We start from the raw sequence: 24,572 nt of genomic DNA, 5'->3' as shown, positions 1-24,572 counted from the left end.
ATTACTTGGCGAGGCTGGAAAGATAGGCGGCGATGTCCTGGATGTCCGTGTCGGACAGGCTCTGCGCCTGCGCATCCATGGTCGGATGCTTGCGGTCGCCACTCTGGTAGCCATGCAGCGCGTTGACGATGTATTGCTCGTTCTGGCCGGCGATCTTCGGCACCGGGTATTGCGGATAGGCATTGGTGTAGCCGGGCACGCCATGGCAGCCGGCGCAGGTGTACACCAGCTTGCGACCGGCGGCCTTGTCGCCTTCGGCATGGGCGCTGGTTGCAGCGAAAAGAGCCGTGGCCGCAACGAGGCCAAGCATGTGCAATCGAGTCATCGAGTTCATTCCCACTGGTACGGCGACTTGGGTGATGCAACCGCGCAAGTATAGACGTTGCCCTCGCGCCTGAACAACACTCCGCCGAATCGGACCTGCCATGGAAGCGAGGTTCGCGCTTCGAAATGGCCCCCGGCAAGGCGCTTGCCGATGCGTCCCCGTCAAGACCGCGCGGCCGGACATGAACGGATCGCGCGAACGGCGCCAGCCTCGATTGCGGTTGCCGGCGACGGACCCATATACTTCGCGCGAGTCACCATTTTCCCCGGGGGTGTTCTGGCTTCGACGGGGGCAGTGAGATGGCTTGGTGCATGCCGAGGGGGCAGCTTTCCTCGTTAATCCAGCAGCAAACTCATAGTTGCCAACGACGACAACTACGCTCTCGCCGCTTAAGGCGTAAGCCCCGAACCCACTTGTGCTCATGCTCGTCGGTGTAGGGTCATTATCATGAGATCGCCGAAGACTGTCGCCTGGCGGTCGTAGGCAAGATCAATCAGGCTGGTTTCGCGGTGCGCTTTGCCCGCCGTGCTTGTCGCGAAACGAGATCGAACGGTGAGCTAAGCATGTAGATCCGGGCATTGAACGCCTTCGGACGCGGGTTCGACTCCCGCCACCTCCACCAATGCAAACCCATCAGGCGAGTGATTCGCCTGATGGGTTTTTTGTATGCGGGCACTGGTCCTTGGCCCGCCCCGCACCGGATGCCGATTGCAGCGACGGCCCCGTCTGCCCGGGAACGGGACTGAGGGGCCGTGCCGCGTGCGGCGAGTCAACCCGGGTGCTCGCGATCCGTTGAAGGCGGGCGACGTGCGCCGGCGTGGCGCGCGAGAGTTTTGGCTTCGTGGCTTCCGGGAGAGGATGATGGGTCGCAACTTTCGTTTGGCGTTCCAATCGTTCGCATGGATGAGCCTGGTGCTGTTGCCGTTGGTGGCGACGGCACAATCCGGTGCGTTGCGCGAGCGGCTGTTGCAGCGGCATGGTGCAACGGCGCAGCACGAATCGCGCGGGCCGGTGAACTTGCCGCCGGGCGCACGGTTGGTGCAGGACGTGGCCTACGGCAGCGATCCGCGCCAGCGTTTCGATGTGTATCTGCCGGCGCATGCCAGCGCAGCACCGGTGATCTTCATGGTGCACGGTGGCGGTTGGCGGCGTGGCGACAAGGCGGCGCGTGGCGTGGTCCAGAACAAGGTCGATCGCTGGTTGCCGCGCGGCTTCGTGGTCATTTCGGCGAACTACCGGTTGCTGCCGGATGCAACGCCGCTGCAGCAGGCGCAGGATGTGGCCCGCGCGCTGGCACTGGCGCAACGCAAGGCACAGAGCTGGGGAGCCGCTCCTCGCGCGTTCATCCTGATGGGGCATTCGGCCGGCGCGCATCTGGTGGCCCTGCTGAGTGCCGAACCGGCGCTGGCGCGCGAGCAGGGCGCGCAGCCCTGGCTGGGCACGGTCTCGCTGGACAGCGCCGCGCTGGATGTCGTGCAGATCATGCAGGGCCGGCACCCGCGCCTGTACGACGATGCCTTCGGTTCGCAGCCCGCCGATTGGCTGGCGGCATCGCCGTACCAGCAGATGCGTGGCCGCATGGCGCCGTTTCTGGCGGTGTGCTCCAGCGAGCGGCGGGAGTCCTGCCCGCGTGCGCACGATTTCGTGCGCAAGGCGAAGTCTTTCGGTGGAGAGGCTCGCGTGCTGGAGGAAGGCCTCTCGCATGGGCGGATCAATGCCGAACTCGGCTTGCCTTCGGATTACACCGATGCCGTCGAACGCTTCATGCGCGGCCTCAGTCCCGCCGTCGCACAACGACTTGGCTCGGCGCAGCCCGCGACGTCGAGCCGCTGAGTTGCCGGCCGGCTTTCACAACGCCGAAAGGAATGCCACCAGATCGCTTTTCTGCCCGGCGCTCATGCCGATGTTGAAGCGGCTGTCGTAGAAATCGACCACGTCCATCAACGTCGCCGCCGAACCGTTGTGGAAGTACGGCGCGCGGGCGGCCAGGCCGCGCAGGATCGGTCCCTTGAACTTGCCGATGTCGGCCCACTTGCCGGTCAGCATGGCCAGGCCCGGGTCGGTGGTGCGCACCACCTCGCCGGTGCTGTAGCGGGTCAGCGTGTACAGCGGCAGATCCGGCGTGCGCCGGCTGGCGTCGGCAATGCCGATATTTACCGGCAATGCCACCGAGTGGTTGCCTATGTTCGGCGCGTTGTGGCAACTGCTGCAGCTGCCGTGGATGACCGGCACGCCGGTGACGTCGTTGAGGCCGGCCACGCCGCTGATGTCGATCGGCATGTGGTTGAACAACTGCTCGCCGCGGGCGATCGCGGCGCGTGCGCGATCGCGCGGGTCGCGGCTCAGTGACGCGCGCGGATCGTTCCAGCTGTCGAACAGGCGCATGGCGCGCGGGTCGAACGGTTCTCCGGAGGGATCGTTGTCGAAAGTGTCGTTGATGCCGACCCAGAAGCGCTGTTGGCCCAGGATGCTGGCCCCGCCCATGCCGCCGTCGTCGTTGAGGCGCCCGGCCTGCCGGTCGATCGACTGCGCGGTGAACAGGTGCGATTCGAACTCGACGATCCGGTCGATGACGGCGGCATCCGGCACGCTGCCCGCCTGCTCGTGGCCGAGGATGGCATCGCGCGCCTGCGAGGCCAGGCTGGCGTCGATGTCGCCGATGTCGATGCCGGCATCCATCGGCGGCTTGAACGGGGCAAAGGTCTCGCGTCCGTCCCACATCACTGCGGTGTCCCAGATCAGATTGGTGGCTGGCAGCGGGCGGCGAAACAGCGACAACTCGCGCGCGCTGGCGTAGCCGTAGGGATCGTCCACGGCAGTGAGTCTGAACTCGGCGTGCGCCGGCATCGGCATGCCGATGCGCAGCACGCCGCGCTTGAGCAGCATGGCGTAGGCGATGCGCCGCGCGTAGACGCTGGAAACGTCCGCAAGCGGCGAAACGGCGCCGTCGACCAGGGCGAAGATCGGGTCGGTGCCGTTGCTCTGCCGGAAGCGTTCACGCACCTCGGCGGCGGAGATCGTCCAGCCCTCCGCCTGGCGATGGCAGGAGTCGCACGAGCGCCCGTTGCTGCCGAGGCTGGCGAAGAACGGGTTGTCGATGTCGATGCGGCCGCTGGGCGTGCTGGTCTGCAGCCAGCCGGACGGGTCGGCGGTGACGGCGTTGTCTGCTGATGCCGGCGCCGGTCGGCTGTCCTGGGCCGACGCCATGCCGGCAAACGCGAGCAGCAAGAGTGCAGCCACGGCAGCCAGCTGCCGCGCGGCCGCATGGATCGCGTGATGATGAAACATGATGGTCGACCTCCCTGGTAGCTCGTGCGCACGCGCGCCCCTTGCGCGGGTGGACACTGCGCAGAACACCGACGCGGCGGCAATTGCGACATGCGCCAGACCAGGCGCGTGAACCATGTGGACAGCGGGTTGCCGAGGAGGTGACGGGTTTCCCGTCAGTTCGGCAAGGCGACGCAGGTGGCGATGGGTTGACGCAGCATCGCCTGCGGGCCGGCGAGCCCGGGATGGGCGGCAAGCCGGTTCGCTTCGATGATCGTGCTGGCCGCCCGTGCCCTGGCCGATGCCGCGGCGCAATCGCCCGTGCGCGCCGTTGCAATGGCGAGCCACAGCTGCGCGGCAAGCTGGCGTGGATGGGCCGGTGGCAATTCGCGGGCGGCGTTGGCGATCGCGGTGGCCAGCTCGGTCCTGGCCAGCTCCGGTTCGCCGCGCAGCAGTTCGACCCGGGCGCGCAGCGTATGCACCCACAGCAGCTGCGGGTCGTGGCGCGAAGCGGCGGCAGCCACGTCGCGATCGACGCTGGCCTGGAGATCGTCGGGACACCCCGCGCCGGGAGCCTCGGTGCAGGCGAGCAGCAAGCGTGCCTCGGCGATCAGCGGAGGCATCGGCCAGGAACGCGTGCGCAGGCCGGCGATCGCCGCCGGCAGCAGTGTGCGTGCCTGTTCGGGATGGCCCTCCAGCAGGTCGATGCCGGCCAGTTCGCTGTCGATGCGGCCGACCCGCATGCGATTGGCCGGGCTGTCGCCGTAGCGTTGGCGCGCGGCGGCAAACAATTCGCGCGCACCGGCCAGATCGCCGGCTTCCTCCAGGCCGAACGCGGTGGCTTCGAGCGAATCGCCATGCAGCGCACTGGTTTCTCCGAAACCGTCCGCCGACCATGCTTGCGCCTGGCGGCAACGCGCCTGCGCAGCGGCACGATCGGCGCGCAACCCTTCCAGCACGCACGCCTTCTGCGCCGCGTACACCTGGGTGAGTTGCGGCTGGCCGCCATGGCGCGTGTACAGTGCCAGCGCTTGCGTGAAATGCCGGTGCGCCTGCGCCCAGTCGCCGGCGCGATATTCGGACGAGGCCAGGCCGGCCAGCGCCAGCGTGGACTCGTTGCTGGACGGGCCGAAATACGCGAGTTCGAACTGCAGGGTCTTGCGCCACATCGGGATCGCCTCGTCGTAGCGCGCCAGGCCTTCCAGTGCGGAGGCGACGTCGTTGTAGCCGATGCCGACGCGGGCGTCGTCCGGTCCCCAGGTGGCGATCCGCTCCGACAGCGCTTCGCGGGAGAGTTGCAGCGCGGCGTCGGCATGCCCTTCGCTGTTCTCGACCGCGGCCAGCGGGCCGAGCAGGCGGATCAGGTCCTCGCCATGGATGCCTTGCGCGCGCATGCGCCGGCGGGCCAGGCGCAGGTCGGCACCGCCGGCCGCGAAATCCTCCGTGCGCACCTCGGCGTAACCGCGTGCGGTGAGCGCGCGGATCGCCTCGATGTCAGTGGGCGCCAGCGCCCGCGCGGACAGGGCAACGGCCCGGTCTGCGAGCCTGCGCGACTGCGCGGGTTCGCCGAGGTTCTCGTACAGGCGCGAGAACATCGCCAGCAGGTCCACGCGACCGGCGTCGTCCAGTTGCGGCGAGTGGTCGAGCTTTGCCACGCCGCGCGCCAGCAGCTCGCCGAGACTGGGCTGCTTCGCGGGGGCAACGCCGTACTGGATCGGTGCGAACAGGTCCTCGACGAAGTCGCGCATCATGGTCGCGCGGATGGCTTGCCGGCGCGCAACGTGCGCCTGCCACAGCGCGGTGGAGAGCGAGACGAGCACGGCGAGCACAAGCACCGTCATGATCGCCACGCCGCCGCGATGGCGGTCGATGAACTTGCCGGCCCGATACCAGGGCGAGGGCGGATGCGCCAGCACCGGCAGGTGATCGAGGTGGCGTTCGATGTCGTCCGCGAGCGTGCCGGCCGAGGCATAGCGGCGCTCTGCGTCGGTGGCGGTGGCCATCCGCACGATGTTGTCGAGGTCGCCACGCAACTGGCGCCGCCATGCTCGCGCGGTGCGCGAGTTGCTCCTGCGCGAGACGGCGTCCGAACGCGTGGACGGCGGGCCGGTCTCGCCGGCAGTCCGTCGCCGGCCCGACAGCAGTTCGTCGAGCAGGACGCCGAGCGCATAGACATCCGTGGCTGTGGTCACTGGTTCGCGGGAGAACTGCTCCGGCGCGGCATAGGCCGGCGTGAGCGCGCGGTGCTGGGTACGGGTGGCGCCATCGGTGCGGTCGTCGAGCAGCTTGGCGATGCCGAAGTCGAGCAGCTTCACCTCGCCGTCGGTGGTGACCAGCACGTTGGAAGGCTTCAGGTCGCGATGCACGATCAGCGCGCGATGTGCTGCGGCCACTGCGCGGCACACCTTCAGGAACAGCAGCAGACGCGGGCGCAGTGGCAGGCGGCGATCGCGCGCGTAGTCGGTGATCGGCACGCCATCGACCAGTTCCAGCACGATATAGGCCAGCCCCTGTTCGGTGATGCCGCCCTCGATCAGCCGCGCGATGCCCGGATGGCGCAACCGCGCCAGCGCCTCGCGCTCGCGCCGGAACTGGTCGCGCGCAGCCGGCGTGTAAAGGCCGCGCGCCAGCAGCTTGAGGGCGACCTCCTGGCGCACCCCGGCCTCCTGGCGCGCGGCGCGGAACACGGTGGAGGAGCCGCCTTCGCCCAGCACCTCGATCAGTTCGAACGCGTTGATCCGGCTGCCCGGCGGCATCGCCGCGGCGACACCGGCCTCGCCGATCACGCGCGCCGCGTCGACGGCGTCGCCGGGCAGCCAGTCGTCGTCGGCGGTGTCGGCGCTGAGCATGCGTTCGATCTCTTCACGCTGTTGCGGGTCGAGGCAGTGCGCGGCCAGCCAGTCCATGCGCGCGGCGCCGCTCAACTGCAGCGCTGTTTCGAACAACTCGCGCAATGTCGGTGTGGAGTCCACGTGGAGCGCCCTTGCCGAATGACCTGCCTGCGTTTAACCCCGCTGCGCGCCCGATTGCGACGTGACCGGCTCAGTCCATGTGCGCCTTGAGGAAGGCGCGGGCGAAGCGCCAGTCGCGGTCGATCGTGCGCCGCGCCAGGCCGAGGGTGTCGGCGATCTGCTGCAGGCCCAGCCCGGCGAAATAGTGCAGCTCCACCACTCGGGCGGCGCGCGCATCGGTCTGTTCCAGCGCGTTCAGCGCGGCATCCAGCGTCAGCGCCTGGGCGGCCGTATCCAGCGCGAGCCGGACATCGTCCTCGTCCAGGGTGACCTTCATCCATTGACCGCCGGCGCGCAGGCGCAGCCGGTCACGGGCGCGGTTGGTCAGCAGGTGGCGCATGGCACGCGCGGCGTAACTGAAGAACTGCGCCGGGTGTTCGAAGTGCAGTGCCTCGTTCTGGCCGATGCGCAGGTACAGCTCGTGCACCAGCTCGGTGGTGTCCAGCGTGGCCCCCTGGCGTCGATTCAGTTGCCGGGCGGCCATCGCCTTGAGGCGCGCGTAGACCTCGGCGAACAGGGCGTCCGTCGAACCTTCGGCAAAGGATGATCCGGTCCCCGTCATGCTTTTGCGCGCACCGCCCCGACGCGGAGCTGGTCGGGGCCGATGGTACGCCTGTGCGGGCCGGACAGGAAAAAGGCCGGCGCCCTCGCTTGCGGACGATCCGGCCTCTTGCATGACGTGGTGGAGCGGATGGGGATCGAACCCACGACCTTCGCATTGCGAACGCGACGCTCTCCCAGCTGAGCTACCGCCCCACGTGAGCGGCGCATCTTAGCAGCGTGCGAGGCGGTTCGCCAAGTGTTGGTTGCGGCGGGAAGGCGGCCCCGGCTGCGTCGCGGCCCCCGCGTGCACGCGGGGGAAATCGCCTCGTTCTGCTAATCTTGACGGCTGCCGTCGCTGTCGCTCGCACGGCGACCCGTCCCATCGTCAGCAGAGGATTCCATGGCGCTTACCCCGGCCCGCACCATGCCCGGCGTGCTCGAGCTGTTGCCGCTCGACCAGATCGCGTTCCAGCGCATGCTCGACGTGATCCGTCGCAATTACGAGCGTTTCGGCTTTCTCGCCATCGAGACGCCGGTGATCGAATACTCCGACGTGCTGCTGACCAAGAGCGGCGGGGAGACCGAGCGGCAGGTGTACTTCGTGCAGTCCACCGGGGCGCTGGGCAAGGCCGATGAGGGCATGCCCGAACTGGCGCTGCGCTTCGACCTCACCGTGCCGCTGGCGCGTTACGTGGCCGAGCACGAGCGCGACCTCAGCTTCCCGTTCCGCCGCTACCAGATGCAGAAGGTGTACCGCGGCGAACGCGCGCAGCGCGGGCGCTTCCGCGAGTTCTACCAGTGCGACATCGACGTGATCGGCAAGGACTCATTGTCGGTGCGCTACGACGCCGAGATCCCGGCGGTGATCTACAGCGTGTTCCGCGAACTGGCGATCGGCCCGTTCACCATCCAGCTCAACAACCGCAAGCTGATGCGCGGCTACTTCGAGAGCCTGGGCATCGTCGACGGCGAGCAGCAGATGCTGGTGCTGCGCGAGGTGGACAAGCTGGACAAGCGCGGCGCCGACTACGTGCGCGACACGCTGACCGGCGAAGCGTTCGGCTTGAGCACCGAGGTTGCCACCAGCATCCTCGCCTTCGTGCAGGTGCGCTCGACCTCGCTGCAGGACGCGTTCGACAAGCTCGATGCGCTGGGCGCCGGCCCGGAAGCGATGGAGCAGGGCCGCAACGAGCTGAAGGAAGTGCTCGGTCTGATCCACGCGTTCGGCGTGCCGGAAACACATTACGCGCTGAACCTGTCGATCGCCCGCGGCCTCGACTACTACACCGGCACGGTCTACGAGACCACGCTGAACGACCACCCGCAGATCGGCTCGATCTGCTCCGGCGGCCGCTACGAGAACCTGGCCGGCCAGTACACCAAGTCGCACCTGCCCGGCGTCGGCATCTCGATCGGCCTGACCCGGCTCTACTGGCAGCTGCGCGACGCCGGCCTGATCGACACGGCGAAGAGCACCGTCGACGTGCTGGTGACCCAGATGGACGAGGCGCAGCTGCCGGCCTATCTCGCGCTGGCCGGCGAGCTGCGCGGCGCCGGCATCGCCACCGAGGTGGTGCTGGAAGGCGGCAAGCTGGGCAAGCAGTTCAAGTACGCCGACCGCGCCGGCATCCGCTTCGTGGTGGTGCTGGGCGAGGACGAGCTCGCCCGCGGCGTGGTGACGGTGAAGGACCTGCGCCGCGAGGACCAGTTCGAGGTGGCGCGCGGCGAACTGGTCAAGACGCTGCGGGTGGAGCTGGAGCAGGCTGCGGCAATGGGGTGAGGGCGCTATTGCCTTTGACGCCGTCATTCCCGTGTTGGCGGGAATGACGGCAACAACGTGGAGCATGACTGCGGTGAGTGAAACGATTCTTCTCGATGGCAGCAGCCTGACGCGCACGCAACTGGTGGCGGTGGCGCGGCAGGGCGCATCGGTGGCGCTGGATCAGGCGCAGCTCAAGCGCGTGCAGCGCGCCGCCGATTTCCTCGCCGAGAAAGTCAGCTGCGGCGAGCCGACCTACGGCGTCACCACCGGCTTCGGCAGCAACGCCGACAAGCTGCTGGGCGCGCATCGCGTGCGCGACGAGCTGCCGGGGCATCAGCCCGCCGAAGGCACGCTGATGGAGGAGTTGCAGCACAACCTGATCATCACGCATGCCGTCTGCGTCGGCAAACCGTTTGCGGCGGAGGTGGTGCGCGCGATGCTGGTGATCCGCATCAACACCTTGATGCGCGGCCACTCGGGCATCCGCGTGAGCACGCTGGAAGCGCTCGCCGCGATGCTCAATGCCGGCGTGGTGCCGGTGGTGCCGGAGAAGGGCTCGGTCGGCGCCAGCGGCGACCTGGCACCGCTGTCGCATCTGGCGATCGTGCTGCTCGGCGGCGGCGAGGCATTCTACGAAGGCGAGCGCATGCCGGGCGCGCAGGCGCTGGAGCGTGCCGGCCTCAAGCCGATCCGGTTGTCGTTCAAGGAAGGGCTGGCGCTCAACAACGGCACCGCGCAGATGCTCGCCACCGGCGCGCTGGCGCTGGACGTGCTGGGCGATCTGCTGGACGTCGCCGATCTCGCCGCGGCGATGACACTGGACGCCTTTGCCGGCCGCAGTGGCGCCTTGCGACCGGAGGTGCATGCGCTGCGTCCTCATCCCGGGCAAGTCGAGACTGCGGCGCACGTGCGCGAATTGCTGGACGGTTCCACCTTGCTGGACATTCCGTATCACCTGGTGCCGCGCTTCAAGCCGTGGAGCGCCGATGCCTGGAGCGAGCCGGACGACCAGGCGCTGAGTTTCGACATCGGCTGGGACTGGGTGCCTGCCAACCAGCGCCACGGCCGCGAGGCGTTCTACCAGCGCTTCCTGCCGTTCAAGGGCGGCAAGAAGCACCAGCCGCAGGATGCCTACAGCCTGCGCTGCATGCCGCAAGTGCACGGTGCGGTACGCGATGCCTGGGCACAGGCTTGCCGCGTGTTCGACATCGAGCTCAACTCGGTCACCGACAACCCGCTGATCTTCCCGGACAACGCGGACGCGCAGTTCATCGAGGAGCAGGTGATCTCTGCCGGCCACTTCCACGGCATGCCGCTGGCGCTGGCGATGAGTTACGTGAAGGCGGCGATCCCGGTGCTGGCGTCGATTTCCGAGCGCCGCCTCAACAAGCTGGTCGACCCGGCCAACAACGACGGCCTGCCGGCCTTCCTCACCGGAAACGAGGACGGCACCGACTCCGGCTTCATGATCGTGCAGTACACCGCCGCGGCCCTGGTCAACGACCTCGCCACGCGCGCGCATCCGGCCAGCGTGTATTCGGTGCCGACCAGCGCGAACGCCGAGGATCACGTTTCGATGGGGGCGAACGAAGCCCGCCACGTGCTGGACATGGTGGAGGATCTGAGCCACGCGCTGGCGCTGGAGCTGTACACCGCGGCGCAGGCGCTCGACTACCGCCAGGAAATGCTCAACGCCGCGCGCCGGCTGGCCCGCCGCGGCGGCTGGCAGGCATTGGCGGCCAAGGTGGCCAATGCGCCGCGCGAGGGCCAGCCGCACTACGAGCAGTTCGTCGCCGAGGTGCAGCAGCTCGCCGATGCCCTGACCGGCGCCGGCGATTTCCACGCGGGCGCACGGGTGCGTCAGGCACACGCGATCCTGCGTCAGCGCATTGCCTTCATGCATCGCGATCGCGCGCTGGACGGCGACGTGGCCGCGGCCTGCGCGCTGGTGCAGCAGGGCGCCTTCCGCGCCACGGTTTGAAACACACTTCCACGGAGCCGAGCATGAGCCTGATCCAGACCCCCGTTTCCCACGGCGAACTGATCGACAAGATCACCATCCTCGAAATCAAGTCGCGACGGATGACCGACGAGGCCAAGCTGGCCAACGTGCGCAACGAGCTGGACTTGCTCAACGCGATCTGGGCCAACGACGCGGCGTCGCGGATCGACATCGGCGAGGAGCGCGCCAGTCTGCTCGCGGTGAACGAGCTGCTGTGGGATATCGAGGACAAGATCCGGTTGAAGGAACGCGCGCAGGAGTTCGACCGGGACTTCATCGAGCTGGCCCGCTCGGTGTATTTCCGCAACGACGAGCGCGCCGCGTTCAAACGCGCGATCAACCTCAAGCTCGGTTCGCAGCTGGTCGAGGAAAAGTCGTATCAGGATTACCGCGCCGGCTGACCGACCGCCGGCCGGCCGCTTCACGAAAAACGGCGCCCGCGGGCGCCGTTTTTCGTGCAAATGGGAGACGGGTCAGTGGGGCAGGAATTCGTCCAGCGCCTTGACCAGTTCCTCTTCCTTGATGGGCTTGGTCACGTAGGCCTTGGCGCCCTGGCGCATGCCCCACACCTTGTCGGTTTCCTGGTCCTTGGTGGTGACCAGGATGATCGGGATGTGCGCGGTGTCGGCGTTCTTGCTGATCGTGCGGGTGGCCTGGAAGCCGTTGAGGTTGGGCATGACCACGTCCATCAGGATCAGGTCGGGCAGCTCCGCCTTGGCCACCTCGACGCCGGCGGCGCCGTCTTCGGCCGACAGCGTCTCATGCCCGAGTTTCTCGACGATCCGCTTGATGCCCAGCAACTGGGAGGGGGAGTCGTCGACGATCAGGATGCGTGCCATGGGTTGGGGGTTCCCTGCGGGTTTCGATGATTCTAAGGCGTGACGATGGTACTTCCAAGCACGTCGCTGTCAAACCGGATGGTCGATGTGCACGAGCGTGCGCCCGAAGGAATCACCGGCAAGCATGCGCTCGAACACCTGCGGCAACTCTTCCAGTGCGATGTCGCGCGTGCCGATGCGCTCCAGGTGCCGCGGCTTCCACTCACTGGCCAGGCGCCGCCAGATGTCGTCGCGAATGTCCCGCGCGGTGCCGGCCGAAGCCACGCCCAACAGGCTCAGGCCGCGGATGATGAAGGGCATCACCGTGCTGTCGAACGCGATGCCGCCGGCGTTGCCGCAGATTGCCACGTTGCCGTAGGGCGCGATGAGCGGCAGCAGGCCGGCGAGCATGCGGCCGCCGACGTTGTCCAGCGCGCCGCCGAAGCGGGCCGAGTCCATCGGCTTGCCGCTGAAGGCGAGCTGGTGGCGATCGATGCAGTCCGTGGCGCCGAGGCTGCGCAGGAAGTCGAAGTGGTCCGGCTTGCCGCTGATCGCATGCACTTCGTAACCGGCGCGGCTGAAGATGTCGATTGCCAGCATGCCGACGCCACCGCTGGCGCCGGTTACCGCGATCGGGCCGAGCGCCGGTGTTTGCCGGTTGTCCTGCATGCGCAGCAGGGCCAGTGCGGCGGTGAAGCCGGCGGTGCCGAGGATCATGCTCTCGCGCAGGCTCAAGGACGCCGGCAGCGGGATCGTCCAGCGCGCGTCGAGACGTGCGTATTCGCCATAGCCGCCGTCGCGCGTCTCGGACAGGCCGCTGCCGGTGCACAGCACCGCGTCGCCTTCCCTGAACGCCGGATCGGTCGAGGCGACCACATGGCCGGCCACGTCGATGCCGCCGTTGAGCGGATAGGTGCGCAGGATGCGGCCCTTGCCGGTGCCGGCCAGCGCGTCCTTGTAGTTGACCGAGGAATACGCGACCTTGACCAGCACCTCGCCGGGCGACAGCGCACCGGTGTCCATGGTCTCGATGCCGGCGCGGTAGCCGGCGTCGTCGTTGTGGATGCGGAACGCGCGGAAACGGGTCATTTCGACCTCCTGCGGAATCAGGCGTCGACGCTGCGGGAGGAAATCCACTTGGGCGTGTAGCTGCCTTCGTAGTCCCGCATCCAGTCGAACAATGCGGCGATGTCGTCGCCGAACCAGATGCTGTCGCGCTGCGCCGCCTTCACGAAGGATTCGTCGACCATGTGCTCCATCAGCGTGCGCAGGTCGCGGTAGTAGCCGCGCACGTCGAGGAAGGCGCAGGGGTAGCGGTGCAGGCCGAGCTGGGCCCAGGTCAGCATCTCGAACATCTCGTCCATCGTGCCGAAGCCGCCGGGCAGGGCGACGAAGGCGTCGGACAGCTCGTACATGCGCGTCTTGCGCTGGTGCATGGTCTCGACCACCACCAGCTCGCTCAGGCCCGGGTGCGCCACTTCCAGTTCCACGAGCTGGCGCGGGATCACGCCGATCACCTTGCCGCCGCCGGCGAGCACGGCGTCGGCCACCACGCCCATCAGGCCGACCTTGCCGCCGCCATAGACCAGCGCGATGCCGCGTCGTGCCATCTCGCTGCCGAAGGCGCGCGCCTGTTCGGCGTACTCGGGGTGCCTGCCGCTGTTGGAGCCGCAGTAGACGCAGATGGCGGTGGGTTGGGGCATGGGCTTACCTGGGTGGAGAGTGGAGAGGAGTGAGAAAAGAGTGTGCGCTTGCATGCTCTCTCTCGTTTCTCACTTCTCTCCACTCATTTCTGAAAAAGAGCGACCCGCCCATGTCGCCACGAGCGGGCCGCGTTGGCTCTGCGCGGGCTTCAGTTGCCCTTGTGGATGGCGCGTTTGTCGACCGACAAGGCGGCTTCGTGCACGGCTTCGGACAGGGTCGGATGGGCGTGGACGATGCGGGCGAGGTCCTCGGAGGACCCCTTGAACTCCATCGCCACCACGCACTCGGCGATCAGCTCGGAGACACCCGGACCCACCATGTGCACGCCCAGGATGCGGTCGGTTTCGGCGTGCGCAATCATCTTCACCTGGCCGACCGCCTCGTTCATCGCGACGGCACGGCCGATCGCGGCGAACGGGAAAGTGCCGACCTTGTACGGCACGCCCTCGTCCTTGAGCTGCTTCTCGGTCTTGCCGGCCCAGGCGATCTCCGGCTCGGTGTAGATCACCCACGGGATCGTGTCGTAGCTGACGTGGCCGGCCTTGCCGGCGATCCACTCGGCGACCGCCATGCCTTCCTCGAAACCCTTGTGCGCGAGCATCGGGCCGCGCACCGCGTCGCCGACCGCCCACACGCCGTCCACGCCGGTGTGGCAATGCTCGTCGACCACGATGCGGCCGCGCTCGTCCAGCTTCACGCCGGTGTCGTCGGCCAGCAGGCCGGCGGTATAGGCGCGGCGGCCCACGGCGACCAGCAGCTTGTCGACGACGAGCTTCTGCTCGCCGTCCTTGTCGGTGTAGACCAGGTGCACGCCGTCCTTCTTCACCTCAGCCTTGTTGAGCTTGGCGTTGAGCTTGATGTCCAGGCCCTGTTTGGCGAATTCCCTGGCGGCGACCTTGGCGACGTCCGCGTCGGCGACGGCGAGGAATTCCGGCAGCGCCTCGATCACGGTGACTTCCGCGCCCAGGCGGCGCCACACGCTGCCCAGCTCCAGTCCGATCACGCCGGCGCCGATCACGCCCAGGCGCTTCGGCACGGCATCGAGTTCCAGCGCGCCGGCGTTGTCGATGATGTTCTTGCCGTCGAACTTCGCGAACGGCAACTCGATCGGCACCGAACCGGAAGCCAGGATCACGTTGGTGGCAGCGATGGTCTGCCTGGCGCCGTCGTTGCCGGTGACCTCGACCTGGTTGCCCTTCAGCAGCTTGCCGGTGCCGAAGAAGCTGGTGATCTTGTTGGCCTTGAACAGTTGCGCCACGCCGCCGGTGAACTGCTTGACGATCTTTTCCTTGCGGCCGATGAAGGTCTTGAGGTCGACCTTGGCATTCTCGACGGTGATTCCGTGCACGGGAAGATTGTGCGCGAGGTTGTAGAACTGCTTGGAGGAGTCGAGCAGCGCCTTCGACGGGATACAGCCCACGTTGAGGCAGGTGCCGCCGAGTGCCTGCTTGCCATCCTTGCCGACAAAGGCATCGACCACGGCGGTCTTCAGGCCCAGCTGCGCGGCGCGGATCGCGGCGTGGTAACCGGCCGGGCCCGCACCGATGACGATGACATCGAATTTGTCGCTCATGATTTTCCTCTTTGCTCTTTCCTTCTCCCGCCGGGAGAAGGTGGCGCGAAGCGCCGGATGAGGGTGCGGGCGGAGCGAGGCGTTGCGGTATCACCGAACCCTCGCCCCAACCCCTCTCCCGGCGGGAGAGGGGCTCAAGCGATCACAGACCCAACAGCATCCGCTGCGGATTCTCCAGCTGGTTCTTGATGTCGACCAGGAACAGCACCGCGTCCTTGCCGTCGATGATGCGGTGGTCGTAGCTGAGCGCGATGTACATCATCGGCGCGGCGATGATCTGGCCGTTCTCGACGATCGGGCGCTCCTTGATCGTATGCATGCCGAGGATCGCGCTCTGCGGCGGGTTCACGATCGGCGTCGACAGCAGCGAGCCGAAGGTGCCGCCGTTGGTGATGGTAAAGGTGCCGCCCTGCAGGTCGTCCAGCGACAGCTTGTTCGCGCGCGCCTTGACGGCGTAGTCGGCGATGCCCTTCTCGACGTCGGCGAAGCTCATGTCCTGCACGTCGCGCAGCACCGGCGTGACCAGGCCCTTGTCGGTGGACACGGCGATCGAGATGTCCTGGTAGCCGTGGTAGATCACGTCGTTGCCGTCGACCGACGCGTTGACGAACGGATAGCGCTTCAGCGCCTCGGCTGCCGCCTTGACGAAGAAGCTCATGAAGCCGAGCTTGATGCCGTGTTCCTTCTGGAACGCGTCGCCGAGGGCTTTGCGCATCTTCACCACTTCGGCCAGGTTCACCTCGTTGAACGAGGTCAGCATGGCGATCGAGTTCTTCGACTGCATCAGGCGCTCGGCGATGCGCGCGCGCATGCGGGTCATCGGCACGCGCTCTTCCGGGCGGACGCCCGGGGTCGGTTTCGCGGCCGGCGCGGCGGCGGGAGCTGCGGCAGGGCGCGAACCGGCGTTGACCACGTCTTCCTTGATGATGCGACCGTCGCGGCCGGTGCCGGCGATGGCGGAGGTGTCGACCTTGCTCTCGGTGGCCACGCGCTGCGCGGCGGGCGAAAGCTCGGCGGCGGCCTTCGACGCGGCGGGGGCGGGCGCCGCGGCCGCGGGCGCCGGAGCGGCGGCGGCCGGAGCCGGCGCAGCCGCCGTGGCGCCTTCCTCGATGATCGCGATGACCTGCTCGCTGTTCACCGTGTCGCCGACCTCGTGCCTGATCTCCTTCAACACGCCGTCAACCGGCGCGGGCACTTCCAGCACCACCTTGTCGGTTTCCAGATCCACCAGGTTCTCGTCGCGCTTCACCGCGTCACCGGCCTTCTTGTGCCAGCTGGCGATGGTGGCGTCGGAGACGGACTCGGGCAGCACGGGGACTTTCAGTTCGATGGACATAAGAGGCTCTTGGGTTTGTGCGACTGTCGATGGACACAAGAAGCAGGGGCGGCCAATCGCGACCGCCCCGTTCGAAACGGATTACTCGGCGGCGTGGTCGGTACCGACCGGCTCGACCAGGGCCTGTTCGACCAGCGCCGCCTGTTCGGCGACGTGCGTGTTGTGGTGGCCGGCGGCCGGCGCCGGCGAGCGCGCGCGACCGGCGTACGACAGGCTGTGCTTGCTGCCCGTGCAGGCTTGCAGGTGATGGCGGATCTGGAACCAGGCGCCCTGGTTCATGGGCTCCTCCTGGCACCAGATCACTTCCTTCGCCGACGGATACTTGTCCAGCTCGGCGCTGACCTCCACGCGGGGGAACGGGTACAACTGCTCGACGCGCACGATCGCCACGTCGGTCAGGGCGCGCTTCTCGGCTTCCTCCAGCAGGTCGTAGTAGACCTTGCCCGAGCACAGCACCACGCGCTTGACCTTCTTCGCGGTCAGCTTTCGATGCTCGCCGATCACCAGCTGGAAGCTGCCGTTGGCCAGCTCGTCCAGGCTCGACACCGCCAGCTTGTGGCGCAGCAGCGATTTGGGCGTCATCACGATCAGCGGCTTGCGCGCGGCGCGCAGCATCTGCCGGCGGATCATGTGGAAATCCTGCGCGGGCGTGGTCGGCACGCAGACCTGCATGTTGTCCATCGCGCACAGCTGCAGGAAACGCTCCAGCCGGGCGGAGGAGTGCTCCGGCCCCTGGCCTTCGTAGCCGTGCGGCAGCAGCAGCACCAGGCCGCACAACCGGTTCCACTTCGATTCGCCCGAGCTGATGAACTGGTCGATCACCACCTGCGCGCCGTTGGCGAAGTCGCCGAACTGGGCTTCCCAGATGTTGAGGGTGTCCGGGTCGGTGGTGGAGTGGCCGTACTCGAACGCCATCACCGCCTCTTCGCTGAGCAGCGAGTCGATCACCTCGACATCGGCGGTGGCGCGCACTGCGGCCAGCGGCATGTAGGTGTGGCCGTCCTTCTGGTCGTGCAGCACCGCATGGCGGTGGAAGAACGTGCCGCGGCCGGAATCCTGGCCGACCAGACGCATGTCGAAACCGCCGTCGACCAGGGTCGCGTAGGCCAGGTTCTCGGCGAAGCCCCAGTCGGCGGGCTGTTCGCCGGCGGCCATCTTGCGGCGGTCTTCGTAGATCTTGGCCACGCGGCCCTGCAGGGTGAGGTCGGCGGGCAGGGTGAGGATATTGCCGGCCAGTTCCTGCAGCTTGCGCATGGGCACCGTGGTGTCGGTGGGCAGCGACAGCTTGCCGCCGATGAAGCGCGCCCAGTCGACGTGGCCGTCGCGGACGGGGCTGGGGTCCAGGTCGGTCATCGGTGCGCCGGCTTCCAGGCGCTCGCGGTAGGCGTCGAACTGCTTCGCCGCCTCGCCCTCGGCCAGTACGCCGGCCTTCACCAGTTGCTGCTGGTAAAGGTCGCGCGCGGTCGGACGCTTGCGGATGATCTGGTACATCACCGGTTGCGTGGCGGCCGGCTCGTCGGCCTCGTTGTGGCCGTGGCGGCGGTAGCAGACCAGGTCGATCACCGCGTCGCGGCGGAACCGCTTGCGGAAGTCGTAGGCCAGCCGGGTCACCAGGATCACCGCTTCCGGGTCGTCGCCGTTCACGTGCAGCACCGGCGCGTTGACCATCTTGGCCAGGTCGGTGCAGTACATGGTGGAACGCGCGTCCTCCGGATTGGAGGTGGTGAAGCCGACCTGGTTGTTGACCACGATGTGCAGGCTGCCGCCGATCTTGAAGCCGCGTGCCTGCGACATGTTGAACAGTTCCATGTTCACGCCCTGGCCGGCGAACGCGGCGTCGCCGTGGATCAGCACGGCCATCGACTGCGTGTGCGCGGTATCGCGGCGGCGGGTCTGGCGCGCGTGCACCGAGCCGGTCACCACCGGGTTGACGATTTCCAGATGCGAGGGGTTGAACGCCAGCGCCACGTGCACGCCGCCCTTGGGCGTCTTGACGTCGGCGGAGAAGCCCATGTGGTACTTCACGTCGCCGGAGTGGGCCGGGTCGTCGGGATGGTCGAAACGGCCCTCGAACTCGTCGAACAGGGTCTTCGGCGGCTTGCCCAGGATGTTGACCAGCACGTTGAGGCGGCCGCGGTGGGCCATGCCGATCACCAGCTCCTTGATGCCGTTGTCGCCGGCCGCGCGCACCACGTCGTCGAGCATCGGGATCAGGCTGTCGCCGCCTTCCAGCGAGAAGCGCTTCTGGCCGACGTACTTGGTGTGCAGGTAGCGCTCCAAGCCCTCGGCGGCGGTGAGGCCGTCGAGCACGCGCTGCTTGCCGGCCTTGTCCAGGCCGCTCTGGCCGGCGGATTGTTCGAGCCGGCTGTAGATCCAGTTGCGCTGCTCGTGGTTGCTGATGTGCATGAACTCCGCGCCGATCGAGCTGGCGTAGGTCTTCTTCAACCGATCGAGCAGGTCACGCAGTTTCAGCCGCTGGCCGCCGCCAGCGTAGTTGCCGGTGTCGAATTCGGTATCCAGGTCGGCGTCGGACAAGCCGTGGAAGGCCAGGCCGAGATCGGGGGCCGGCATCTTGTCGGCCAGGCCCAGCGGGTCGAGGTCGGCGGCAAGGTGGCCGCGCGAGCGGTAGGCGGTGAGCAGGCGCAGCACGCCGGCCTGCTTGCGCGCGTACTCGTCGCTCATCGGTACGGCGGCGGCGCCGTTGCGGCTCTGTTTCTGCGCCGCCTCGATCCGCGCAATGGCGGCGCCATGCGGGACATCGCCCGATTCGCGACCCTTGAACGTCTCGAAATAACCTGCCCATTCGGCGGGGACGGCCGTGGGGTCGGCCAGCCATGCGTCGTACAGCGATTCCACGTAATCGGCGTTGCCGCCAGCGAGTTGGGAGGATTCGTAGAACTCGCGGATCAGGTTTGTACTCACGTCACCACCGGCAGAAAAAGAGGCTTGCAGCCATCCATGTGAGCTGAACGTCGCGGCTTGCGACCGGTTTTCAAGTCCGACCGGTGGCTCGTGCGGATGACTGGTATCAATCTGCATGATTATACCCTTCGCCCGCCACGGCACGGCAACCCGTGAAATGGTCGCAGACGGCCTGCGGCGCGGCTCCGCGGCCACGATGCACGGCCGCAAACGCGCAAGGGGTGTGGCCTGGTCGCGTTGTGCATCGTCGCGGACGCGGATGGCCACGAGCCAGCTGCGGTTCAGTCCGCGCGGCCGTCTCGCTCAGATATCCAGCCGCTGCAGCGCCGTGGCGCGCTCGGAGCGCTCCCACACCTCGTCGAATTGCTGTTGCAGCGGCGCGGCGCCGGCGCGGTCGTCGCGCGCCGCGCGTCCAGGTGGACGCTCCGCCGCGGGCAGGAACAGGTAACCGCCGACGTCGTTGAGCAGGCAGGCCGAAGGCCAGGCCAGGTCGACGTCGTCCACCGGCACGCGGATCTGGAACGCGCTGGACAGGCGCTGGGCCAGGCCGATCAGTGGATGGTCGGCCTGCAGCGCGGCCTGCGGCTCGTGCAGCAGCACGCGGATCAGCGCACTGCGGCCGGAGGTGGCGATGCGTCGCAACTCGGCCAGTTGTTCCGCATCGGCGAAGGTGTCGGCAGTGAGCGCGGGCAGGCGCACGGCCAGCTGATGACGCGCATCACGCAGCAGTTGCAGCCGCGCCTGCACGCATTCCGCCGCCGTGCCGGTCGCCAGCCGTCCGGGATCGCGACCAGGCGGATGCTCGACCGTCGCGTCCCGCTCGAACACCAGCCGCATGGCGCGGTGTGCCAGCCCCGCGTCCTCGAATTCGTCCCCATATGCCACGAAACCGGCGCGGGTGTAGAAGCCGATCGCGCTGACCTGGGCGTCCAGTGCCACCTCGGGCCAGCCCTGCGCGCGCGCCAGGCCCAGCAGCTCGCGCAGCAGCGCCGCGCCCACGCCCTGGCCGCGCCAGTCCGGCAATACCGCCATGCGGCCGATCTTGTGTTGCGGCGTGAGCCGACCGCAGCCGATCGGGTGGCCGGCATCGTCGCGGGCCAGCACGTGCCAGCAGTCGACGTCCAGCCCGTCGCGCTCGCGCTGCTCGCTCACGCCCTGTTCGTGGATGAACACCGTGGCGCGCAGGTCGAGCAGGGCGGCGCGTTGGTCCTCGCGTGACCAGTCGGCGATCTCGACGTGGAAGTGCTGCAGCTTCATCGGCGGCGGCGCGCCGGGCGCAGCAGCAGGTGGCCGTCGTTGACCAGGGCGAGCAGGAGTTCGCGGTCGGCGGCGACAGGCGTGCGGTCGAAGGCCAGTTCGCGTTCGGCACACAGCCGTTGCGCCAGTTCCACCGAGGCGCCATAGGCCTGGCCACACACGTACAGCACGCCACCGGTCTTGCCGCCCGCCCAGGCCATGCGCGCCCAGGGGTGGCGCAGCAGCCGGGCACCGGCGGCGAGGCGCGCGCCGAACCGCTCCTCGCTCAGTGGATGCTCCGGCGCCACCGGCACCTGAGCGTTGCGGTAGCGGGTGATGAAGCGGCCGAACCAGTCACGCAGCAGGTCCTCGCGCAGGGCGGCGGCAAATGGCAGGGCCGCCTTGAGCCGCTCCAGCGCGGCGCGGTCGATCTCGCCGGCATGCCGGGCCGGGGCCAGGTCGGGATCGGCGTAACGCAACTCGTCAGGCAGCTGCTCGGCGATGTAGTCGGCCAGGTCGCCGGTCAGTTCGGCCTGCGAGGGTGCGCGCATGCCGACGGAGAACGTCATGCACGGGCCGCCGAAGGCGACGCCGTCGTGCGGCACGCCCGGCGGCAGGTAGAGCATGTCACCCGGGTCGAGCAGCCATTCGTGGGTCGGCTCGAACTGCACCAGTTGCTTGAGCTCGATGTCGGGCCGGAACGCCTTCGGTGCCAGCGGATCGTCGCTGATCGCCCAGTGGCGCTGGCCCAGGCCCTGCAGCAGGAACACGTCATACTGATCGATGTGCGCGCCGACGCCGCCGCCGGGTTCGGCGTAGGACACCATCACGTCGTCCATGCGCCAGCTCGGCAGGAACCGGAAGTGTTGCAGCAGGCCGGCCACGTCGGCGTCCCACTTGTCCACGTCCTGCACCAGCAAGGTCCAGTTGCGTGGTGGCGTGGCGGCGAAATCGGCCTCCTCCAGCGGGCTCGACTTGACCCGCCAGCGGTCGCGCACCTCGTCGTGCACGATCAGCCGCGCCAGCGCGGTGGGCTCGCAGGCCAGGCCGGCGAGATCGTCCGGTTGCAGCGGCGGGCGGAAGCCGGGGAAGGCGTTGCGGATCAGCAGCGGGCGCTTCTGCCAGTAGTCGCGCAGGAAACGGGCCGGGCTCATGCCCAGCGGGCGCGTGGCGCTGCCGCGCACTTCGATCGGAAAAGTCGGGGTGGCGTTCATCCGGCCATTGTAGTGGCCGGCTCAGGTGAACAGGCGCACGGTGTTGTTGAGGCCCAGCGCCAGCACTGCCAACCCGGCCAGCGCGGTGGCGACGCGCGCCGGCACGCGTCGCACGAACACGGCGCCGAACGGCGCGGCCAGGGCGCCGCCGATGATCAGCCCGACCACCGCGGCCGCATGGCTGACGCCGATGGTGAGCAGGAAACTGAAGCTGGCGGCCACGCTGACCACGCACTTGGCCAGGTGCACGCTGCCGATCACCGCTCGCGGCTGCAGGCCGCGCGCCAGCAGCGTGGTGACGGTGATCGCGCTCCAGCCGCCGCCGCCGATGGCGTCGACCAGGCCGGCAATGCCGCCGGTGATGCCGGTGCCGCGCGGGACGTCCATGCGTGCGCCGGCCGCTCGTCGGCAGCGCAGCAGCAGGAAGCCGCCCATGCCCAGCAGGTAGGGCGCCAGCAAGGCGCGCAGCCAGGAAGGCGGTACGTGCACGGCGATCCACACGCCGATCAGCGCCCCCAACACGCCGGGGATCACCAGTGCCAGGAACAGCGCGCGGCGCACGTTGCCGGCCAGCAGGTGGCTGAGGCCGGAAGCACCGCAGGTGAAGGCCTCCGCGTAATGCACGCTGGCGCTGGCGGCCACCGGCGGCACGCCCAGCGCCAGCAGCAGGCCGGACGCGGTGACCCCGAAGGCCATGCCCAGCGCGCCGTCGACCAGCTGGGCGAGGGCGCCCACGACCATGAATGCAAGCAGTTCGCTCAAGCGCGTCGGCAACCACATCGGGTGGATGCACAGTATACGGCGCGCCCGGCCGCGCGCAGGAAATGAGCAGCGGACATAACGACATGCCGACAGATGCTTTCCCCGAGTTCGAACCGAAACCTACCATTGTCATATGGACGTAAAGACGTCCAGAAGGAATGACCGTGAACGCTGCGCTGAAATCGCTGCCGCCTGCACCTACGCTCGATCCGGAGCGGCTGGCGCTGCTGGCCCGCTTGACCCACGGCCTGGCACCGGCCGACCTGTACTGGATCGCGGCGTACAGCGCCGCGGCCGCCGCTGGCGGCGTGGTTGCGGCCAGCTTGCCGGGCATGGGCGAGCAACCGGCGGACGCGGGCCGGCGGTTGACCATCGTCTATGGCAGCCAGACCGGCAACTCCCGCCGTGTGGCCGAGCAACTGGCGAACCGCGCCGAGGCCGCCGGCCTGCCGGTGCGCTTGCTGCGCGCCGGCGCCTACCCGCTGCGCGAGCTGGCGCAGGAGCGCTTCCTGAGCGTGGTGATCAGCAGCCAGGGTGACGGCGATCCGCCGGACGATGCGGTGGGTTTCGTCGAGTTCATCGCCGGCAAGCGCGCACCGAAGTTGCCGCAACTGAAGTTCGCCGTGCTGGGCCTGGGCGATTCGAGTTACCCGAAGTACTGCGCGGTCAGCCAGGCGCTGGATGCGCGGCTGGCCGAGCTGGGTGGACAGCGCTTTGCCGAGCTGGGCGAGGCCGACGTGGATTTCGAGGCGGCGGCGGCAGGCTGGTCCGAACGCGCCCTCGCCGCAGCCCGCGAGACGCTCGACGTGCCCGCGACGGCTCCGCGTCAGGGCGCGGCACTGCACGCGGTGCGCACGGTGGCGACATACTCGCGCGAGCAACCGTTCGCCGCCGCCGTGCTGGAGAACCAGCGCATCGTCTCGCGCGACAGTGGGCGCGACGTGCGGCATGTCGAACTGTCGCTGGAAGGTTCGGGCCTGCGTTACGAAGCCGGTGATGCGGTCGGCGTGTGGCCGCGCAACCCGCCGGCGCTGGTCGAGCAGTGGCTGACGACGTTGCGGCTGGATGGCGCTGCGGAAGTCGAACATGGCGGCAAGCACCTGCCGCTGGCGCGCTGGCTGGCCGAGGAGCGCGAAATCACCCGACTGACCCGTCCGTTGGTCGCGGCGCAGGCCGCAGCCACGAGGCATGCAGGTCTGCAGCGCCTGCTGGCTCCGGAGCAGCGCGCCGAGTTCGCCGCCTTGCTGGAAAGCCACCAGCCGATCGATCTCCTGCGCGAGTTTCCCGCCGCGTGGGACGCCGCCGAACTGGTCGCCGCACTGCGCCCGCTGACGCCACGGCTGTATTCGATTGCGTCCAGCCCGAAAGCCGTGGGGCCGGACGAGGTGCACCTGACCGTGGCGGTGGTGGAATACGCTGCGCATGGCAGCACGCATTACGGCGCGGCATCGAGCTTCCTTGCCGGCGCGGGCGATGACGCGGCAGTGCCGGTATTCATCGAACCGAACGAACGCTTCCGCCTGCCGGCCGACGGCAGCCGCGACGTGATCATGATCGGCCCCGGTACCGGCGTCGCCCCGTTCCGCGCCTTCGTGCAGGAGCGCGAGGCGACTGCCGCCAGCGGCCGCAACTGGCTGTTCTTCGGCAACCGCCACTTCGCCCGCGACTTCCTCTACCAGCTCGAGTGGCAGGACGCCTTGCGCCGCGGCAGCCTGAGCCGCCTCGACCTGGCCTTCTCGCGCGACGGCGTGGCTCGTTCAGAGAGTCCGCCCAGGGATGTGCGGGGTGTTGCGAGGGACTCGCACAAGGTCTACGTGCAGCAGCGCCTGCGCGAGAACGGTCGTGAACTGTACGCATGGCTGCGCGAAGGCGCGCATCTGTATGTCTGCGGCGATTCCGCGCACATGGCCCGGGACGTGCACGAAGCCCTGCTGGAGATCGTCGCCACCCACGGCGGGTTGTCCGCCGAGGGCGCGCGGGCCTGGTTGGCCGATCTTCTGCAGCAGGGGCGTTACGCCCGCGATGTCTATTGAGTGAACCGCGTCGTCATTCCCGCCTTCGCGGGAATGACGAACAAATAAGCATGCAACCCGAACG

At 68.3% G+C, this 24,572-nt stretch carries 18 protein-coding genes, 1 tRNA gene and 1 other RNA gene; 6 read left to right on the top strand and 14 right to left on the bottom strand.

Annotation, left to right across the window (positions count from 1 at the left end; translation table 11 throughout):
• Position 1: 1 nt before the first annotated feature.
• On the bottom strand, positions 2-325 hold the full coding sequence (locus tag ACVCMC_RS05715; protein ID WP_395118311.1) for a c-type cytochrome: 324 nt from the start codon (positions 323-325) through the stop codon (positions 2-4).
• A gap of 267 nt (positions 326-592) precedes the next feature.
• Between ACVCMC_RS05715 and ssrA the strand changes: the two genes are divergently transcribed.
• Positions 593-947, top strand: a transfer-messenger RNA (tmRNA) gene (ssrA, locus tag ACVCMC_RS05710).
• A gap of 239 nt (positions 948-1,186) precedes the next feature.
• The gene (locus ACVCMC_RS05705) at positions 1,187-2,158 is read left to right on the top strand and encodes an alpha/beta hydrolase (RefSeq protein WP_447098989.1); all 972 of its coding nucleotides are present in this window, start codon (positions 1,187-1,189) and stop codon (positions 2,156-2,158) included.
• A 15-nt stretch (positions 2,159-2,173) separates the two neighbouring features.
• On the opposite strand, the gene ACVCMC_RS05700 is transcribed toward ACVCMC_RS05705, so the two are convergent.
• The 4 genes from ACVCMC_RS05700 to ACVCMC_RS05685 all read right to left on the bottom strand — a co-directional run bounded on the left by ACVCMC_RS05700 (position 2,174) and on the right by ACVCMC_RS05685 (position 7,359).
• Entirely contained in the window at positions 2,174-3,613 is a 1,440-nt protein-coding gene (locus tag ACVCMC_RS05700) for a c-type cytochrome (RefSeq protein ID WP_447098988.1), read from the bottom strand.
• A 155-nt stretch (positions 3,614-3,768) separates the two neighbouring features.
• Positions 3,769-6,564 carry a protein kinase domain-containing protein gene (locus tag ACVCMC_RS05695; RefSeq protein WP_447098987.1) on the bottom strand — a complete coding sequence of 932 codons (2,796 nt, stop codon included), beginning with the start codon at positions 6,562-6,564 and terminating at the stop codon, positions 3,769-3,771.
• A 70-nt stretch (positions 6,565-6,634) separates the two neighbouring features.
• Complete coding sequence (locus ACVCMC_RS05690; RefSeq protein ID WP_395118319.1) at positions 6,635-7,165, bottom strand: ECF-type sigma factor; 531 nt, start codon at positions 7,163-7,165, stop codon at positions 6,635-6,637.
• 118 nt (positions 7,166-7,283) lie between these two features.
• A tRNA-Ala gene (locus tag ACVCMC_RS05685) sits at positions 7,284-7,359 on the bottom strand.
• Between the two features lie 187 nt (positions 7,360-7,546).
• Between ACVCMC_RS05685 and hisS the strand changes: the two genes are divergently transcribed.
• From hisS to ACVCMC_RS05670, 3 genes are all read left to right on the top strand, one after another.
• Positions 7,547-8,926, top strand: coding sequence for a histidine--tRNA ligase (gene hisS, locus ACVCMC_RS05680; protein WP_447098986.1), 1,380 nt, complete (start codon positions 7,547-7,549; stop codon positions 8,924-8,926).
• A gap of 64 nt (positions 8,927-8,990) precedes the next feature.
• Positions 8,991-10,889, top strand: a complete 1,899-nt coding sequence (locus ACVCMC_RS05675; protein ID WP_447098985.1) for an HAL/PAL/TAL family ammonia-lyase — start codon at positions 8,991-8,993, stop codon at positions 10,887-10,889.
• A 23-nt stretch (positions 10,890-10,912) separates the two neighbouring features.
• Positions 10,913-11,311, top strand: coding sequence for a DUF6165 family protein (locus ACVCMC_RS05670; protein WP_447098984.1), 399 nt, complete (start codon positions 10,913-10,915; stop codon positions 11,309-11,311).
• A 72-nt stretch (positions 11,312-11,383) separates the two neighbouring features.
• Here the strand turns inward: ACVCMC_RS05670 and pilH are convergent, their stop codons facing one another.
• The 9 genes from pilH to ACVCMC_RS05625 all read right to left on the bottom strand — a co-directional run bounded on the left by pilH (position 11,384) and on the right by ACVCMC_RS05625 (position 22,475).
• Positions 11,384-11,749, bottom strand: coding sequence for a twitching motility response regulator PilH (gene pilH, locus ACVCMC_RS05665; protein ID WP_136258582.1), 366 nt, complete (start codon positions 11,747-11,749; stop codon positions 11,384-11,386).
• A 69-nt stretch (positions 11,750-11,818) separates the two neighbouring features.
• Positions 11,819-12,817: a YhdH/YhfP family quinone oxidoreductase gene (locus ACVCMC_RS05660; protein ID WP_447098983.1), complete on the bottom strand. Its 999-nt coding sequence runs from the start codon at positions 12,815-12,817 to the stop codon at positions 11,819-11,821.
• Positions 12,818-12,834: 17 nt separating this feature from the next.
• Complete coding sequence (locus ACVCMC_RS05655) at positions 12,835-13,431, bottom strand: LOG family protein (RefSeq protein ID WP_447098982.1); 597 nt, start codon at positions 13,429-13,431, stop codon at positions 12,835-12,837.
• 149 nt (positions 13,432-13,580) lie between these two features.
• The gene (lpdA, locus tag ACVCMC_RS05650) at positions 13,581-15,005 is read right to left on the bottom strand and encodes a dihydrolipoyl dehydrogenase (protein WP_447098981.1); all 1,425 of its coding nucleotides are present in this window, start codon (positions 15,003-15,005) and stop codon (positions 13,581-13,583) included.
• Positions 15,006-15,147: 142 nt separating this feature from the next.
• Positions 15,148-16,341, bottom strand: coding sequence for a 2-oxoglutarate dehydrogenase complex dihydrolipoyllysine-residue succinyltransferase (gene odhB, locus ACVCMC_RS05645; protein WP_447098980.1), 1,194 nt, complete (start codon positions 16,339-16,341; stop codon positions 15,148-15,150).
• Between the two features lie 81 nt (positions 16,342-16,422).
• The gene (locus ACVCMC_RS05640; RefSeq protein ID WP_447098979.1) at positions 16,423-19,263 is read right to left on the bottom strand and encodes a 2-oxoglutarate dehydrogenase E1 component; all 2,841 of its coding nucleotides are present in this window, start codon (positions 19,261-19,263) and stop codon (positions 16,423-16,425) included.
• Between the two features lie 303 nt (positions 19,264-19,566).
• Entirely contained in the window at positions 19,567-20,520 is a 954-nt protein-coding gene (locus tag ACVCMC_RS05635) for a GNAT family N-acetyltransferase (RefSeq protein WP_447098978.1), read from the bottom strand.
• Entirely contained in the window at positions 20,517-21,713 is a 1,197-nt protein-coding gene (locus ACVCMC_RS05630; RefSeq protein WP_447098977.1) for a JmjC domain-containing protein, read from the bottom strand. The genes ACVCMC_RS05635 and ACVCMC_RS05630 overlap by 4 nt, the downstream gene beginning before the upstream one ends.
• A gap of 21 nt (positions 21,714-21,734) precedes the next feature.
• Positions 21,735-22,475 carry a sulfite exporter TauE/SafE family protein gene (locus ACVCMC_RS05625; RefSeq protein ID WP_395118340.1) on the bottom strand — a complete coding sequence of 247 codons (741 nt, stop codon included), beginning with the start codon at positions 22,473-22,475 and terminating at the stop codon, positions 21,735-21,737.
• A 164-nt stretch (positions 22,476-22,639) separates the two neighbouring features.
• Between ACVCMC_RS05625 and ACVCMC_RS05620 the strand changes: the two genes are divergently transcribed.
• A complete protein-coding gene (locus tag ACVCMC_RS05620) occupies positions 22,640-24,508 on the top strand; it encodes an assimilatory sulfite reductase (NADPH) flavoprotein subunit (RefSeq protein WP_447098976.1) in 1,869 nt (622 codons plus the stop codon).
• The last annotated feature ends 64 nt before the right edge of the window (positions 24,509-24,572 follow it).

This window comes from Rhodanobacter sp. UC4452_H20, from assembly GCF_052978205.1.
The sequence above is the reverse complement of the archived record's forward strand: the minus strand, read 5'-3'. Positions and strand labels throughout refer to the sequence as shown.